Raw genomic sequence first — 15,325 nt, forward strand, 5'->3', positions numbered from 1 at the left:
TGCAACGACAGGTATGAAAAAACCGCAGCCAGGCTGCGGTTTTTTTTCATGCTTTTGAACGTCAGAGCACGAAGGTCAGCAGCACATTGAACGCCAGCGCCGCCACGAAGCCGATGGGCGCCGCCTTGAACAGCAACTGCGGGAACAACGAAGCGCGGCTCTTCTCGTTGCTGCAGGAGCCCAGAATCAGGCTGCCGCCGGAGGAAAACGGCGAGATGGAAGTGGCTTGGGCACCCGCAACGATGGCAATGAACAGGATCATGGGCTCGATACCCATGTTCTGCGCAATCGGCAGCACCATGGGGAACAGCGCCGGCGTCACGACGCCCAAGGTGCTGGAGAAGATGGACATGAATGCCGCCACCGCACCGAATACCACCGGCACCATGATTGGCGGGATGCTGGTGCCGATCCAGGAGGCGAGAATGTCGATGGTGCCGGCCTTGATCGCCACGGAAATCAGCATGCCCACACCACAGATCATGATCAGCGTGCCCCAGGGCACGGTCGCCATGGCCTTGCGTTCGTCACCGAGCTTGAGCAACAGGGCGATCACCGAGAACAGGCTGGCGATCAGGCCGATATCCACCTTGGCGTTGATGAAGGCTACCGTGGCATTGCCCGGCAGGGCGATGCTGGCCACCGGCGCAGCCAGCACCATCAGCATCATCGCCAGGGTCAACCACAACGTGGTTCGCTGCTGGCTGTTGAGCGCCGCTGGCGCCTCGACAGCAATGGCAGACGCCTTCAACGCGCGGCCATGGCCGGTGAGGAAGACGAATACCCCGATCACCAGCAATGGGATGACCAAGGTGCTGACGAAGATACCGGCCGCGTTGATGAAAGCCTGGTTGTCGCTCACGCCGGCATTGGTCATCAGCCCGCGGAAGATGATGCCGCTCTGGCTGGACATGAAGTTGGCCCCGCTGAGCGCGCCATAGTTCACGGCCATGCCGCCGACGATCAGGCTCATGCGGGTACGCTCGCACAGCAGCAGGGTAATCGGCGCCATGAACGCCAGCACGGTGTAGTACCCCGCCCCCATCGCGGCGATCACGGTGGCGGCGAAGAACACGGCGAACGGCAGCAACTGCGGCACTGCCCGGCAGCGGTAGATAAGGTGCTCGGCCAGCTTCTCCAAGGTGCCATTGACCGTGGCGAAGCTGTAGAACAGGCAGACCGAGAAGATCACGAAGAAGATCTTGAGCGGCCACAGGCCGATGACCTCCGAAGGGCTCAGGCCCATACCGAAACAGCCGATCAGATAGGCAAAGGCGATGGCGAAAAGGCCGATGTTGATCTTGGTCTTGTAACCGAGGGCCACGGCGACGACGATGGCCGCGACGACGAGCATGCTCATCATGTTGAAAGTGTCCTGTTGTTATTGTGTAAGTATCAGCGCGAACGGTCGAAGCCGAACAGCTTCGCCGGGTTGAGTCTCAGCACCTGGGCACGCTCGCCCGCATCGGGGAGCAGCGCTTCGAAGAAGGCATACTGATCGGCGTAGCTGGTCTGGCGTTCGAACTGGGTATTGGGCCAGTCGCTACCCCACAGCAAGCGCTCCAGGCCACCCGCCGCTTGCCGTATCTGCGCCAGAAGTACCTGCGCTTTGGCCAGATCGGTCTGGCTGCGATACCCGGCAGACAGCTTCAGCCACAGCTTCGGTTCGCTGAGCAGGTGGAGGAAAGTGCGGTGGCTGTCCTTTCGCGGGTCGATCCCTTCGCCAGGCAGACCAAAATGATCGACCACCACATCCACGCCACAGGCGAGGATCGCCGGCACGATCAATGCCAGGTCATCGAAACCACGCTGGATTTCCACCTGCCAGCCGCGCGCAGCCAGGCGTTTGAACAATGCGGTCCACTCGGAACCGGCATAGTCTGCCAGGTGCTTGCCGATCAGGTTCAGGCGGATGCCGACCACGCCAACGTCAGCCAGCGCATCCAGCTGCTGATCGCTGACCGTCGCATCGACGACCGCCACAGCGCGCAGGCGCTCTGGAAAGCGGCGCAGGGCCTGGACCATGAAGCTGTTGTCGGTGCCCAGGAAACTGGGCTGGATCAGTACGCCATGGGACAGGCCATGCTGATCCAGGTGAGCAAGGTACTGCTCGATCAGCGCATCGTAGTCCGGGCTGTAGCGACGGTTGGCCACCATCGGCAGGTCTTGGCGAAAGATATGGGCATGGGTATCGACGCCGGTGATGGCGGGCAGATAGGGGTTGGTCATGAAGCGAACCCTGGTCGATTGTTATGGCAGCTGAAGCGCTGTGTTTTTATACAAACATGCAGTCATATATATGAATATATGACCATATCTTCAGTCGACCGACTCTGTCAATCGAGCCCCGGGTGGTAAAGTAGCGCCAACTCGTCAGCCATGGACCCTTCGCACAATGAGTAACGGGATACTCGGACAAGACCCGCGCCTACCGCTTTATCAGCAAGTACGGGAAGAAATCCTCGCCAGGATCGCCGCCGGGCAGTGGCTACCCGGGGCACCGATCCCTACTGAAACGGAGCTGACCCGCCTCTACGGTGTCGCCATCGGCACTGTGCGCAAGGCGGTCGACACCTTGGTCAATGAAGGCCTGCTGTTGCGCAGCCAGGGCCGCGGCACCTTCGTGCGGCGCCCTGACTTCGAGGGTTCACTGTTTCGGTTTTTCCGACAGGTGGATTCGACCGGCCAGCGCCTGGTGCCGATCAGCCGCATACTGGACAAGCAGTTGCGCGAGCCGCCGGCTGAAGTCAGCGCAGCCCTCGGGCTGGACGACGCAGAACAGGTCATATGGCTCGAGCGCCTGCGCCTGGTAGATGGCCGCCCGCTGTTTCATGAGCAGATCTGGCTACCGGCTGCGCGTTTCATGGCCCTGCTGGATATTGATGCAGAGGCCTTCGGCGACCTGCTCTACCCTTTCTACGAGTCCCACTGTGGCCAGTGCGTAGCCTCGGCCAAGGAAACACTGACAGTCGGTACGGCCGATGCCGCCAGTGCCCGCCACCTGGCAATCGAGGAAGGTGCGCCGGTGGTGATAATCCAGCGCACGGCCCTGGGTTACGACCGCAACCCGCTGGAGTACCGCGTGTCCCAGGCAGCAGCAGAAGGCTTCCGCTACCAGATCGACATTTCCTGAGGCGATGGCGGGCATTGCCGGGCACCGGCACAGGCTGATGTGCCCGGCCCTGCGACGACACGCCACTGCGACCATCGTCGGCGCTGACGAACCTGTGCCTGCGTGCCAGACTGACTGATCGGGACCGCGTTACTTTTTTTGCTCCGGAGTCTTCATGTCGTTGTCCAGCGGGCTGATCGCCCTGGTCGCCCTGGCCTACATGGCCGTCATGTTCGCCATCGCCTTCTACGGCGACCGCCGCAGCACACCATTGCCGCCGCGGCTGCGCGCCTGGGTGTACAGCCTGTCCCTGGCGGTGTACTGCACCAGCTGGACTTTCTTCGGTGCGGTCGGCCAGGCGGCCGAGCAGCTTTGGGCGTTCCTGCCGATCTACCTGGGCCCGATCCTGCTGCTGATCTTCGCACCCTGGGTGCTGCAGAAGATGGTGCTGATCAGCAAGCAGCAGAACATCACCTCGATCGCCGACTTCATCGCTGCGCGCTACGGCAAGTCGCAGACCCTGGCCGTGGTGGTGGCGCTGATCTGCCTGGTCGGGGTGCTGCCCTACATCGCCTTGCAGCTCAAAGGCATCGTGCTCGGTGTCAACCTGCTGATCGGCGCGAATGCCGACGCCACCGGCACCCGTGTGCAGGACACCGCGCTGGTGGTGTCGCTGGTACTGGCGCTGTTCGCCATCGTTTTTGGCACGCGCAGCCTCGACGTGACCGAACACCACCGCGGCATGGTCCTGGCCATCGCGTTCGAGTCGCTGATCAAGCTGCTGGCCTTTCTCGCCGTCGGCGTGTTCGTGGTGTTCAACCTGTACGACGGGTTTGACGACCTGTTCACCCAGGCTCGCCAGTCGGTGCTGCTGGACAGCTACTGGCAGGAGACGATCAACTGGCCATCGATGGTCGTGCAGACCGCCGTGGCGATGATGGCGATCATCTGCCTGCCCCGGCAGTTCCACGTGACCGTGGTGGAAAACATCGAGCCGCAGGACATGCGCCTGGCGCGCTGGGTGTTCCCGATGTACCTGGCCCTGGCCGCACTGTTCGTGGTGCCCATTGCCTTGGCCGGGCAAATGCTGCTGCCAGGCACGGTGATTTCCGATTCCTTCGTGATCAGCCTGCCGCTGGCCGAAGCGCACCCGAGCCTGGCCTTGCTGGCCTTCATCGGCGGTGCCTCGGCCGCCACCGGCATGGTCATCGTCGAGGCCGTGGCGTTGTCGACCATGGTCTCCAACGACATGCTGCTGCCGTGGCTGTTGCGCCGCAATAACGCAGAGCGGCCTTTCGAGGTGTTCCGCCACTGGATGCTGTCGGTGCGCCGGGTGACCATCGTGGTCATCCTGCTGCTGGCCTATGTCAGCTATCGCCTGCTTGGCTCTACCGCAAGCCTTGCAACCATCGGCCAGATTGCTTTCGCCGCGGTGACCCAACTCACCCCGGCCATGCTCGGTGCGCTGTACTGGAAGCAAGCCAACCGCCGTGGCGTGTTCGCCGGCCTCGCTGCGGGTATCTTCCTGTGGTTCTACACCCTGGTGCTGCCGATCGCCGCCCACAGCCTGGGCTGGTCGCTGCAGCTGTTCCCGGGCCTGGCGTGGCTGCACGGCAACCCGCTGGGCCTGCCGATCACGCCGCTCACCCAGGGCGTGGTGCTGTCACTGGCGGGCAACTTCACCTTGTTCGCCTGGGTCTCGATGCTGTCACGCACGCGCGTCTCGGAGCACTGGCAGGCCGGGCGCTTCATCGGCCAGCAGACCAGTGCCCGCCCCAACGGCAAACCGCTGCTGGCGGTGCAGATCGATGACCTGCTGACGCTGGCCTCGCGCTTTGTCGGTGAGGAACGTGCGCGGCAAAGCTTCATCCGCTTTGCCTATCGCCAGGGCAAAGGCTTCAACCCCAACCAGAACGCTGACGGCGACTGGATCGAACACACCGAGCGCCTGCTCGCCGGGGTGCTCGGCAGCTCCTCGACCCGCGCCGTGGTCAAGGCGGCCATCGAAGGCCGCGACATGCAGCTTGAAGACGTGGTGCGGATCGCCGACGAAGCCAGCGAAGTGCTGCAGTTCAACCGCGCGCTGCTGCAAGGCGCCATCGAGAACATCAACCAGGGCATCAGTGTGGTCGACCAGAACCTGCACCTGGTGGCCTGGAACCGCCGCTACCTGGAGCTGTTCAACTACCCCGACGGCTTGATCAGCGTCGGCCGGCCGATCGCCGACATCATCCGTTACAACGCCGAACGCGGCCTGTGCGGCCCGGGCGAGGCACAGGTGCATGTGGCGCGGCGCCTGCACTGGATGCGCCAAGGCCGTGCGCATTCGTCCGAGCGGCTGTTCCCCAATGGCCGGGTGATCGAACTGATCGGCAACCCTATGCCCGGGGGCGGCTTTGTGATGAGCTTCACCGACATCACCCCGTTCCGCGAGGCCGAACAGGCGTTGCGCGATGCCAACGAGCGCCTTGAACAGCGGGTGGCCGAACGCACCCACGAGCTGTCGCAACTCAACCAGGCCCTGTCGGAGGCCAAAAGCCAGGCCGAAGCGGTCAGCAAGTCCAAGACCCGCTTCCTGGCGGCGGTCAGCCATGACCTGATGCAACCGCTCAACGCCGCGCGGCTGTTCTCCGCCGCCTTGTCGCAGCAGGCCGGGGGCATGAACGACGAGGCCCAACAGTTGGTGCAGCACATGGACAGCTCGCTGCGTTCGGCCGAAGAGCTGATCAGCGACCTGCTGGATATCTCGCGCCTGGAAAACGGCAAGATCACCCCCGACATCAAGCCGTTTGCCCTGAATGAGCTGTTCGATACGCTGGGTGCGGAGTTCAAGGTCCTGGCCGCCGAGAAGGGGCTGGAGTTCCGCTTGCGCGGTAGCCGCCTGCGGATCGACAGTGACATGAGGCTGCTACGCCGGGTACTGCAGAACTTCCTTACCAACGCCCTGCGCTACGGCAAGAGCCCGATCCTGCTGGGCGCCCGGCGCCAGGGCGAACGGCTGTGGCTGGAGGTGTGGGACCGCGGCCCGGGCATCGCCGACGACAAGCTGCAGGTGATCTTCCAGGAATTCAAGCGCCTGGACAGCCACCAGACCCGCGCCGAAAAGGGCCTGGGGCTGGGCCTGGCGATTGCCGATGGCCTGTGCCGGGTGCTCGGCCACACGCTGCAGGTGCGCTCATGGCCGGGCAAAGGCACCGTGTTCCGCGTCAACGTACCGATCGCCCGCCAGGCCGTAGCCGCGCCGAGCGCACCGGTGGAGCAAGCCAGCCAGCCGCTGGCCGGGCTGCAAGTGCTGTGCATCGACAACGAAGACAGCATCCTGATCGGCATGAACAGCCTGCTCAGCCGCTGGGGCTGCCAGGTGTGGACAGCGCGCAACCGCGCCGACTGCGAGGCGTTGCTGGCGCAGGGCATGCGCCCGCACCTGGCGCTGGTGGACTATCACCTGGATGACGGCGAAACCGGAACCGGGCTGATGGGCTGGCTACGCGCCCGCTTGGGCGAGCCGGTGCCTGGGGTGGTGATCAGCGCCGACGGCAGCAAGGAAACCTTGGCCACGGTGCATGCCGCAGGCCTCGATTACCTGGCCAAGCCGGTCAAGCCGGCGGCCTTGCGCGCACTGCTCAATCGCCATCTGAGCCTGGTTCAGTAACCGCCTCGTCCGGCACCGTTTCATCCGTCAGTGCCCGCTCCAGCAAGTCGGCCGGCAGGCTCTTGCTGGCACGGGCGCCGAGCAGCTTGAGCTGCTCACTGCGGCTGACCAGGTTGCCACGCCCTTCACAGAGTTTGTTGCGCGCAGCGGCATAGGCCTTGTCGACCTGCTGCAGGCGATTGCCCAGCTCGTCCAGGTCCTGGATGAACAGCACGAACTTGTCATACAGCCAACCGGCCCGTTCGGCGATCTCACGCGCGTTCTGCCCCTGGCGTTCTTGCTTCCACAGGCTGTCGATGACCCTCAGGGTGGCGAGCAAAGTGGTCGGGCTGACGATCACGATCTGCCGGTCGAAGGCCTCCTGGAACAGGTTCGGCTCGGCCTGCAGGGCAGCCGAGAACGCGGCCTCGATGGGCACGAACAACAGCACGAAATCCAGGCTGTGCAAGCCTTCCAGGCGGTTGTAGTCCTTGCTCGACAGGCCTTTGACGTGGCTGCGCAGCGACTGTACGTGCTGTTTGAGCGCGCTTTCATCATTGTTGCTGACAAACTGCTGGTAGGCAGTGAGGCTGACCTTGGCATCGACCACCACCTGCCTGTCACCCGGCAGCATGATCAGTACGTCTGGCTGGAAGCGCTCACCATCGGCACTCTTGAGGCTGACCTGGGTCTGGTACTCGCGGCCCTTTTCCAGCCCGGCATGCTCGAGCACACGCTCGAGAATCAACTCACCCCAGTTGCCCTGGGTTTTCTGGCCCTTGAGCGCCTGGGTAAGGTTGGTGGCTTCGTCGGACAGGCGCAGGTTGAGTTGCTGCAGGCGTTCCAGTTCCTTGCCCAGGGAAAAACGCTCACGGGCTTCCTGCTGGTAGCTCTCCTCGACACGCTTTTCGAAGGCCTGGATGCGCTCCTTGAGCGGGTCGAGCAACTGGCCCAAGTGCTGCTGGCTGGTCTGTGCGAAACGCTGCTCGCGTTCGTCGAAGATTTTCGTGGCCAGGTCGGCGAACTGCGCACGCAGGGTATCGCGGGCTTCCTGCAGGTCTTCAAGGCGCTGCTGATGGCTGTCCTGCTGCTCACGCAGCTCAGCTTCCAGGCGTGCTGCCTGGGCCTCCAGGCGACGCTGTTCGGCTTCCCGGTTGACGCGTTCGAGGTGCCAGGCGTGGGCAGCGTCTCGGGCATTGTCGCGGTCAATCTGCAGCAGCTCGAGTTCGCGGCCCTGGGCGGCCAGTTGGGCCTGTTTGAGCGTGTTGGCTTCGCTGAGGTCACTGACCTCGTCCCGGCTGGCATCCAGTTGCGCCTGCAGGCCGGCCTGGGCCAGCAGGGCGCCATTGAGGCGTTCTTCGAGCAAGGCCCGCTCGCTTTGGCGGGCAGCCTGACGGCGCTGCATCTGCATGACCCAAACCAGGCAAGGCAAGGCGCCTGCCACCAAGCCCAGCACAATGCTGGTCAGATCCACTGCCATGCTTACCCCGAACAAGTCTGTCGCAAATGAGATGCAGCTTAACAGTCCGTTTGTTCCTGCGCCTGCCCCGGCTCACTGGCCTGGCAGAGCCGCGCGTACTCCAGTTGCGCAAGGCGGTCGCCGGCCCGCGCCGCCTGGCGCAGCAGTTCATGACCGATGCGCCTGTCACGGGAATTGCCGCAGTCGCGGCAGAGCATCTGCCCCAACCGGCTCTGGGCCACTACCACGCCCTCGCGAGCCGGCTGTTTGAGCAGGCGTCCGGCCAAGTGCTTGACCTGCGGCTTTTCGCCCAGGCGCGGGTTGTCCAGCAGCCATAGGGCCACTTTCAGTGAAAAGCGTTTGGACGAAGGGGCTGATGAAGTGACAGCGGGTTCGGTGGGGGATTTACCGCGAAATTTCATGACAAACAGAGAAGGCAATTCGAAAGGCGCGCCACTCTACCCTTTTTTTCATATCGTGACCTGAGGATTTTCTGCGCCCGGAAAAAAAATTCGATGATCTTTTCTTGACGTTTCCAAGTGGATGGCCGGCGGATCTGCAGCTGCCTGATGATTGTCGGACAGTTCTGTAATTTGCTGGCACTCCCGTCCTAGAGCAAGCGCTCGGGACAATCCACAGTTCCTGTGGATAACTCGGTGGACAACCCCCCAAACCACCCCGCAAACCCGCGTGAAACGGGGCTTTCAGTCAAACTGACGATTTTTTCACCAGCTAAAAATAGTGTTTTTTTTCATTGACTTAAGGTAGCAGTCAAGGCATTGGCAGGCTTGGCGGGGGGTGTTGTCGAGCTGTTACAAGTCACGCCTCGAATGTGAACAAGTGCACCGAAAACCTGCATTTGAATGCACGAACTTGGTACATCCAGCCGGTTGTGCGCCATTTGCCCCCTCTTCACACAACGCAAAAGAAACGCCATACTGCTCGGCTTACCTTAAGACCTGTGACAAAGCTTGCAAAGCACCTCAGCTTCCGGTAAGGTGCCCCTCGTTAGTACCAAGCTGAAAGTCAATTCTGGCCAGAAACGTCCTTGCAGGCCTGCTCCCCCCAAGAGCAACACTGCTGAAACCAGGACCGGCCCTTTCGATGATTCACTCACCAGCCTTGCGCTGTTCAGCACGAATCACGTGACAGATTGATCAGGATTCCATACCGATGGCCTAGAACCTTGGCCCCGGCATGCTGCCTGCCCTCTGAAGTACCTACCAGTCAGCCCAAGCGCCCACCTTATGATTGCGCCCCCTCTGGCTGCCCTGTTCCAGTCAGGTTCGTTCGTCCCTTAATAAAGGCGTCACTGGAACGTTTCTATCATGCACGGATCATAATCCCCGTGTTTAAAGCAGGAACATCCAACAATATGCAAACTCATCATCAAATTCAGGCTGCCATTGGCACCCTTTCCCAGGCCTTCTCGCCGTTGAAGTGCCTTATCACTGCCCCACGCAAGGGCAACTTCAGCTTCACCCTGGTGGACGAGCACGGCGTTGCCTGCCACACCGAACGCCTGTACCCAGAACAGTACAGCCGCTCGGAACCGCTGCAGGCCGTCATTGCCCGGACGCGCCAGTCGCTCACTGCGTGAGCGGCGAATACCGTAGCATTCAGCTGTTGAATGCAGTAAACGGTAAGCTACCTGATCGTTCTTGGCCTAATTGCCGCAGGGCATATAGCGCCGAACGTCAGGCAGCAATCGATTTAAAAACAGCCCTTTACACCACGATTATCACACTACACTTCAACTCGAGCGGTCCTTGCCGCTTCCGGCGGGCCTGATCACTCACCAGCTGCCAAGCTCCCACGCCCGTCGGCCCCTTACTGCTCGAGGGCATCATGGGTATTGCGGCGAATGAATTGTGTCAGTATGTGATTCGACCAACCTTGGTCTACCTCAATCGTCATTGCGCCAGTGCCGAAGCCCTTTTGCTGGGCATCGCGGCCAGCCAGTCGGCACTCGGTTCGGCGTTGCATGATCGCCGCGGCCACGGCCTGTACCGTATTGGCGAGCATCGCCATCGGGCGGTCTGGGACGATTTTCTCGCCCGTGACCCTGAGCTGGCCAGCCTGGTTCGCGGCCTGGCGAGCCAGCATGCCTTCCTGGGCGGCCCGCACCTGGAACTGGCAGTCAACCTGCGCTACTCCACCGCCATTGCCTGGATGCTCATCGAAGCACAAGCAACGCCCCTGCCTGCCGTTGACGACCTGCTAGGCCAGGCGCGAATCTGGCGCCAGATTTTTCACCCCCAAGGTCGTCTGCGCGACTTCACCCAGGCCTGGCATCTGTGTATTGCTCAGAAATTGCCACAGGCATCTTAAGAAACGTCCTACAGCATTGCCGGAAAAAATGGAATTTTGGTCGGATTGTCCTACAAAACCGCTCTATCTCCTGCGATACAGGCTATGGCGCGGCGCGTGAATTGTTGGTAGCTTTTCGCCCCGGAGATCCCAAGGAGTTTCTAATAATGAAAAAAGTAATGCTCAAAACCTCCCTCGGCTTGGCCGTGGCTTTCGCTTCCAGCCATCTGTTCGCTGCCGGCTTCGCCCTCAACGAACAGAGCATCAGCAGCATGGGGACAGGTTTCGCGGGACGTTCTTCTTCTGCCGAAGATGCCAGTACCGTGTTTGGCAACCCGGCAGGCATGTCACGCCTCAAGCGCGAACAATTCACCGTGGGCGGCGCAGCCGTCATCGCCAAAACCGATATCTCGGGCCCTGGAAGCAACCTCGGGGGGGAAACCGATGGTGACATGGTGCCTGTGGTCGGCGTGCCGATGGGTTACTACGTCAAACCTATCGATGATCACTGGAGCGTCGGTTTCGGCGTTTACGTACCGTTTGGCCTGGTAACCGACTACGGTAGCGACGATGCCGCGCGCTATTGGGGTAAAAAGAGCCACGTCGAAGTCATCACCTTCCAGCCCACCGTCAGCTACGCCTTCAACGATAAAGTTTCGATCGGCTTCGGCCCGACCATCAACCGCATCAAGGGCGAACTGGGCTCGAGCCTGATCAACCCGTTCACCCCGGGCAGCAACGACGGTGAAGTGAAGATCAAGGGCGACGATACCGCCATCGGTTACAACATCGGTATCCTGGTGCAGGCCACCGACCGCACCCGCGTAGGCCTGACCTACCACTCCATGGTCGACTACAAGCTCGAAGGCAAGACCCGTGTCAGCACATCACTGATCGGCCCCTTCAACGGCGACAAGTTCGACGCCAGCCTGAAGATCAAGACACCGGAATCGGTCGACCTTTCGGTCACCCATGAGCTCGACGACCAATGGACCCTCTACGCGGGCAGCACCTGGACCCGCTGGAGCCGCCTGGAAGACATCACCGTACAGAACGATGTTCCGGCACCGCTGGCAGGTTCGGCGTTCGAGACCATCAGCGAAGAGCAGAACTGGCATGACACCTGGGCCCACGCCATTGGCGCGTCCTACAAGGTGAACAAGGAGTGGGTGCTGCGCACCGGCTTTACCGTCGACCAGTCGCCAACCAACAACCACGACCGTTCACCGCGCATCCCGACCGGCGACCGCAAGGTGTTCAGCCTGGGTGCGGGCTGGAGCCCGAACGACGACATGACCATCGATGTTGCCTACTCCTACCTGTGGGAGGAAGACACCAAGGTCAACCAGGTCAGCGCCAGCAAAGGCAGCTACCAGGCCAAGTACGAGAACAGCGCTCACGGTGTGGGTGCCTCCCTCACCTACCGCTTCTGATACGTACGGCTGTGTGAACGCCGCCCTTGTGGCTGATGCCAGTCAGTTAGCTTTATCAGGGCTGCTACGCAGCCCATCGCCGGCAAGCCACCTCCCACAACAGCGCAGCTCTTGAGGCCGGCGCGGTACCTGTGGGAGCTGGCTTGCCGGCCATGGCTGCAAATCACAAGGACAGCAAAAACAAGAGCGCGGGGTTATGGCTGCGATGCAATCGCCTTTTCGATCGCCGCCTTGAACTCAGGATCATCCGGCTTGGTCAGGCTGGAGAAGTTGGCAATCACCTTGCCCTTGCGATCAACCACGTACTTGTAGAAATTCCACTTCGGAGCACTGCTTTGCTCCGCCAGCCCCACGAACAGCGGGATCGCATCTTTGCCCCGTACCGACTGGGTCTTGGTCATGGTGAACGTCACGCCATAATTGGCATAACAGACCTTGGCCGTCTTCTCGCTGTCAGCATCTTCCTGCTTGAAATCGTTGGACGGCACGCCGAGCATTTCCAACCCCTGCTCGTTGTACTCCTTGTAGGTACTCTCGAGCCCCTCGAACTGCGGCGCAAACCCGCAATAACTGGCCGTGTTGATCACCACCAACGGCTTGCCGCCAAAACGCTGGCAAAGGTCGACCTGACCCTTGCCACGCAACTCCGGCAGGCTGCCCTGCAGCAATGCCGGGCAATCCGCCGCCCAGGCAGACCCGGCAGCGAACATAGCCAGCAACGGCATCATCAACCCATATGCACGCATCAAAAGACTCCCCTGCAAAACGATCCTCGAACTTGCAGAGTAGCGCTTAACAAACGCCCATGCCCAGTTGCATGAGGGCCATGCCGCCCCGATGCCAGCCCCACCACGCCAGCACCAGCACCAGTGCGGCCCCCAGGGCCAGCAACCCGCAAGCCAGGTAGCGGTTCATGCCGCCTGAGCCTGCAGACGGGCGACCGGGCGTTCACTCACCGGCCAGTTGAGCGCCGCTGCCAGCAGACTGAGCAGAATCGAGATCTGCCAGACCAGGTCGTAGTTGCCGGTACGGTCATACACCACACCGCCCAGCCAGCCGCCGAGGAAGGCACCCAACTGATGGAACAGGAAGACGATGCCACCCAGCATCGACAGGTTACGCACACCGAACACAGTAGCCACGGTGCCGTTGGTCAACGGTACGGTCGATAGCCACAGCAAGCCCATGGCAATGCCGAACAGATAGGCGCTGAACTGGGTCACCGGTGCCCAGAGGAACAGCACGATCACCACCGCGCGCAACAGGTACAGCGCCGTGAGCAGGCGCGGCTTGGAGATGCGCCCACCCAGCCAGCCCGCCGTATAGGTACCTACGATGTTGAACAGCCCGACCAGCGCCAGCACGGTGGTACCGGTGGTTGCCGCCAGGTGCTGGTCGACCAGATAGGCCGGCAAGTGCACGCCGATGAACACCACCTGGAAGCCGCAGACGAAAAAGCCCAGCGCCAGCAGCCAGAAACCCGAGTGCGAGCAGGCTTCATGCAACGCCTGGCCAAGCGTCTGTTCGCCACCGTAGGCAGGCAATGGGCGGTCACGCAGCAGCGCGACAAAGGGCACGATCAATGCCACCAGCAGGCCGAGCACCAGCAGCGCTGCCGACCAGCCAAGCCACTCGATGAGGCCCAGCGTGCCGGGCAACATGGCAAACTGGCCGAACGAGCCTGCTGCGCTGGCAATGCCCATGGCCATGCTGCGTTTTTCAGCCGGTACCGCCCGGCCAACCACGCCCAGAATGACCGAGAACGAGGTGCCGGACAGGCCGATACCAATCAGCAGACCGGCACTGAGTGACAGCGACCAGGCCGAGTCGGCCGTACTCATCAGCAGCAAACCGGCGGCATACAAAATGCCGCCGATGATGACCACCCGCGCCGCGCCCAAGCGGTCGGCCAACGCGCCGGCAAACGGCTGCGCCAAGCCCCAGATCAGGTTCTGCAGGGCGATGGCGAACGCGAAAACCTCACGGCCCCAACCAAAATCGGCGCTCATCGGCGCCAGGAACAAGCCGAAGCCGTGCCGGACACCAAGGGACAACGCCAAGATCAACGCCGCCCCCGCCAGTACCCACCCGCTGGTTCGCCAAACCGAAGTCATTGTCGTTATCTCCAGCACATCGCAAGGTTATGCGGGTATATACCCGCTTATGATCGTATGAATCAGGCCAGTTGGCCCAGCAAACGCACCAATTCGTCACGCTGCCCTTCGCCCAGTTGCTCCACCAGCAGCCGCTGCGCGTGTTCCCAGGCAGGATATGCCGCTTGCAAGCGCTCAGCACCCGCCGCAGTCAATAACACCACGCGGTTGCGCTGGTCGTCACCGTCGGCCAAGGCCACCAAGCCTTCGGCCTCCAACACTCGCACGTTGCGGCCCAGGGTGCTGCGCTCCAGGCCCATGGCTTCAGCCAGGGTGGTGATACTCGGCCGGTCGAGCCGCTGCAGATGGCGCAAGAGGGAAAATTGGGCGACATTGATGCCGAAACCTTCGAGGGCTTCGTCGTAATGCCGGCTCACCCCACGGGCGGCACGACGCAGGTGGGTGCAGATGCATTCACTGGTCAACATGATTACGTGTATATACCCGCACTATGGATGTTGCAAGAAGTTTCAATTGTGCCAACCAGCCACTCAAGTCGCTAACGCCAGCCCCAACACCACGGTGAGCTCCAGCAACTCCAGCATCGCCCCGGCAGTATCGCCGGTTGTCCCGCCTAACCGCTGACACACCAATCGTCGCAACCACCAGAACACGCCAAGCGCCAGCGCCATCGGCCAGATCGCGCTCCAGCCGCCCAGCACCAGGCACAGCAGCAGACTGCCCAGCAGCACCCAGCCAGCAGCCTGGCGCGGCAGGTGCTCGGCCAGCGCCTGCCCAAGCCCGCCTGGGCGCACGTACGGCGTGCGCAGGAACAGCCCCAGCATCGCTGCCCGCCCGATCACAGGTGCCAGCACCAGCAGCGCACCCGCGCCGCGCTCGACAAGTACCCAAAGCGCACAGAACTTCAGCAACAACACCAGCACCAGGGTGACCACGGCAATCGGCCCGCTGCGCGGATCCTTCATGATCTTGAGCGTGCGCTCGCGATCGCCGAACCCACCCAGCCACGCGTCAGCACTGTCTGCCAGGCCGTCCAGGTGCAGCGCACCGCTGAGCAATACCCACAGCGTCAACAGCAACGCCGCGTGCAAAGGCGCCGGCGCGCCTTGCAACAGATGGCTGGCAAGCCACAGCAGCAGACCGAACAGCAAACCGACCAGCGGATAGCACAGCAGCGAGCGCCCCACCTCACGTGGTTCGGGCATACCGGGCAAGCTTACCGGCAGGCTGCTGAGAAACTGCAGGGCAATCCATAAAGGCAGCATC

13 protein-coding genes and 1 pseudogene are annotated in these 15,325 nt (G+C 62.0%); 5 read left to right on the forward strand and 9 right to left on the reverse strand.

The window, feature by feature from the left end; genetic code table 11:
• Nucleotides 1–61 precede the first annotated feature (61 nt).
• Together EGJ09_RS24115 and EGJ09_RS24120 are read right to left on the reverse strand one after the other, a co-directional pair.
• Nucleotides 62–1,363, reverse strand: coding sequence for an SLC13 family permease (locus EGJ09_RS24115; protein ID WP_119688416.1), 1,302 nt, complete (start codon nt 1,361–1,363; stop codon nt 62–64).
• Between the two features lie 32 nt (nt 1,364–1,395).
• On the reverse strand, nt 1,396–2,229 hold the full coding sequence (locus EGJ09_RS24120; RefSeq protein ID WP_125924951.1) for an amidohydrolase: 834 nt from the start codon (nt 2,227–2,229) through the stop codon (nt 1,396–1,398).
• 166 nt (nt 2,230–2,395) lie between these two features.
• On the opposite strand from EGJ09_RS24120, the gene EGJ09_RS24125 reads away from it, so the two are divergent.
• Entirely contained in the window at nt 2,396–3,133 is a 738-nt protein-coding gene (locus EGJ09_RS24125) for a GntR family transcriptional regulator (protein ID WP_125924952.1), read from the forward strand.
• A gap of 154 nt (nt 3,134–3,287) precedes the next feature.
• Nucleotides 3,288–6,764 carry a hybrid sensor histidine kinase/response regulator gene (locus tag EGJ09_RS24130; RefSeq protein ID WP_125924953.1) on the forward strand — a complete coding sequence of 1,159 codons (3,477 nt, stop codon included), beginning with the start codon at nt 3,288–3,290 and terminating at the stop codon, nt 6,762–6,764.
• Here EGJ09_RS24130 and rmuC read toward each other — a convergent pair.
• Both rmuC and EGJ09_RS24140 read right to left on the reverse strand, forming a co-directional pair.
• Nucleotides 6,736–8,109, reverse strand: coding sequence for a DNA recombination protein RmuC (rmuC, locus tag EGJ09_RS24135; RefSeq protein ID WP_177010290.1), 1,374 nt, complete (start codon nt 8,107–8,109; stop codon nt 6,736–6,738). The genes EGJ09_RS24130 and rmuC overlap by 29 nt on opposite strands.
• Before the next feature lie 170 nt (nt 8,110–8,279).
• Nucleotides 8,280–8,624, reverse strand: a pseudogene (locus EGJ09_RS24140) (sel1 repeat family protein); the annotation flags it as partial.
• Between the two features lie 953 nt (nt 8,625–9,577).
• Here EGJ09_RS24140 and EGJ09_RS24145 point away from each other — a divergent pair.
• From EGJ09_RS24145 to EGJ09_RS24155, 3 genes are all read left to right on the forward strand, one after another.
• Nucleotides 9,578–9,802 (forward strand): hypothetical protein, encoded by a 225-nt coding sequence (locus tag EGJ09_RS24145; protein WP_012313162.1) that lies wholly within the window; start codon nt 9,578–9,580, stop codon nt 9,800–9,802.
• 248 nt (nt 9,803–10,050) lie between these two features.
• Nucleotides 10,051–10,533: a hypothetical protein gene (locus tag EGJ09_RS24150; protein WP_012313161.1), complete on the forward strand. Its 483-nt coding sequence runs from the start codon at nt 10,051–10,053 to the stop codon at nt 10,531–10,533.
• Nucleotides 10,534–10,679: 146 nt separating this feature from the next.
• Nucleotides 10,680–11,945 (forward strand): OmpP1/FadL family transporter, encoded by a 1,266-nt coding sequence (locus EGJ09_RS24155; protein ID WP_125924955.1) that lies wholly within the window; start codon nt 10,680–10,682, stop codon nt 11,943–11,945.
• 194 nt (nt 11,946–12,139) lie between these two features.
• Here the strand turns inward: EGJ09_RS24155 and EGJ09_RS24160 are convergent, their stop codons facing one another.
• The 5 genes from EGJ09_RS24160 to EGJ09_RS24175 all read right to left on the reverse strand — a co-directional run bounded on the left by EGJ09_RS24160 (nt 12,140) and on the right by EGJ09_RS24175 (nt 15,324).
• Nucleotides 12,140–12,691, reverse strand: a complete 552-nt coding sequence (locus EGJ09_RS24160) for a glutathione peroxidase (RefSeq protein WP_046787434.1) — start codon at nt 12,689–12,691, stop codon at nt 12,140–12,142.
• A 46-nt stretch (nt 12,692–12,737) separates the two neighbouring features.
• Nucleotides 12,738–12,860: a hypothetical protein gene (locus EGJ09_RS26870; RefSeq protein ID WP_256658459.1), complete on the reverse strand. Its 123-nt coding sequence runs from the start codon at nt 12,858–12,860 to the stop codon at nt 12,738–12,740.
• A complete protein-coding gene (locus EGJ09_RS24165) occupies nt 12,857–14,059 on the reverse strand; it encodes an MFS transporter (RefSeq protein WP_125924956.1) in 1,203 nt (400 codons plus the stop codon). Before EGJ09_RS24165 ends, EGJ09_RS26870 begins: the two co-directional genes overlap by 4 nt.
• 62 nt (nt 14,060–14,121) lie before the next feature.
• Nucleotides 14,122–14,526, reverse strand: coding sequence for a MarR family winged helix-turn-helix transcriptional regulator (locus EGJ09_RS24170; RefSeq protein ID WP_125924957.1), 405 nt, complete (start codon nt 14,524–14,526; stop codon nt 14,122–14,124).
• A gap of 63 nt (nt 14,527–14,589) precedes the next feature.
• Nucleotides 14,590–15,324, reverse strand: a complete 735-nt coding sequence (locus EGJ09_RS24175) for an adenosylcobinamide-GDP ribazoletransferase (protein ID WP_125924958.1) — start codon at nt 15,322–15,324, stop codon at nt 14,590–14,592.
• Nucleotide 15,325 lies beyond the last annotated feature (1 nt).

Source organism: Pseudomonas sp. p106, assembly GCF_003936645.1.
Classification (GTDB): domain Bacteria; phylum Pseudomonadota; class Gammaproteobacteria; order Pseudomonadales; family Pseudomonadaceae; genus Aquipseudomonas; species Aquipseudomonas putida_E.

What these genes read in the sequence shown, in the direction of transcription:
- EGJ09_RS24115 (WP_119688416.1), bottom strand. Translation starts at nt 1,363, where the DNA reads ATGATGAGCATGCTCGTCGTCGCGGCCATCGTCGTCGCCGTGGCCCTC.
- EGJ09_RS24120 (WP_125924951.1), bottom strand. Translation starts at nt 2,229, where the DNA reads ATGACCAACCCCTATCTGCCCGCCATCACCGGCGTCGATACCCATGCC.
- EGJ09_RS24125 (WP_125924952.1), top strand. Translation starts at nt 2,396, where the DNA reads ATGAGTAACGGGATACTCGGACAAGACCCGCGCCTACCGCTTTATCAG.
- EGJ09_RS24130 (WP_125924953.1), top strand. Translation starts at nt 3,288, where the DNA reads ATGTCGTTGTCCAGCGGGCTGATCGCCCTGGTCGCCCTGGCCTACATG.
- EGJ09_RS24145 (WP_012313162.1), top strand. Translation starts at nt 9,578, where the DNA reads ATGCAAACTCATCATCAAATTCAGGCTGCCATTGGCACCCTTTCCCAG.
- EGJ09_RS24150 (WP_012313161.1), top strand. Translation starts at nt 10,051, where the DNA reads ATGGGTATTGCGGCGAATGAATTGTGTCAGTATGTGATTCGACCAACC.
- EGJ09_RS24155 (WP_125924955.1), top strand. Translation starts at nt 10,680, where the DNA reads ATGAAAAAAGTAATGCTCAAAACCTCCCTCGGCTTGGCCGTGGCTTTC.
- EGJ09_RS24160 (WP_046787434.1), bottom strand. Translation starts at nt 12,691, where the DNA reads ATGCGTGCATATGGGTTGATGATGCCGTTGCTGGCTATGTTCGCTGCC.
- EGJ09_RS26870 (WP_256658459.1), bottom strand. Translation starts at nt 12,860, where the DNA reads ATGAACCGCTACCTGGCTTGCGGGTTGCTGGCCCTGGGGGCCGCACTG.
- EGJ09_RS24165 (WP_125924956.1), bottom strand. Translation starts at nt 14,059, where the DNA reads ATGACTTCGGTTTGGCGAACCAGCGGGTGGGTACTGGCGGGGGCGGCG.
- EGJ09_RS24170 (WP_125924957.1), bottom strand. Translation starts at nt 14,526, where the DNA reads ATGTTGACCAGTGAATGCATCTGCACCCACCTGCGTCGTGCCGCCCGT.
- EGJ09_RS24175 (WP_125924958.1), bottom strand. Translation starts at nt 15,324, where the DNA reads ATGCTGCCTTTATGGATTGCCCTGCAGTTTCTCAGCAGCCTGCCGGTA.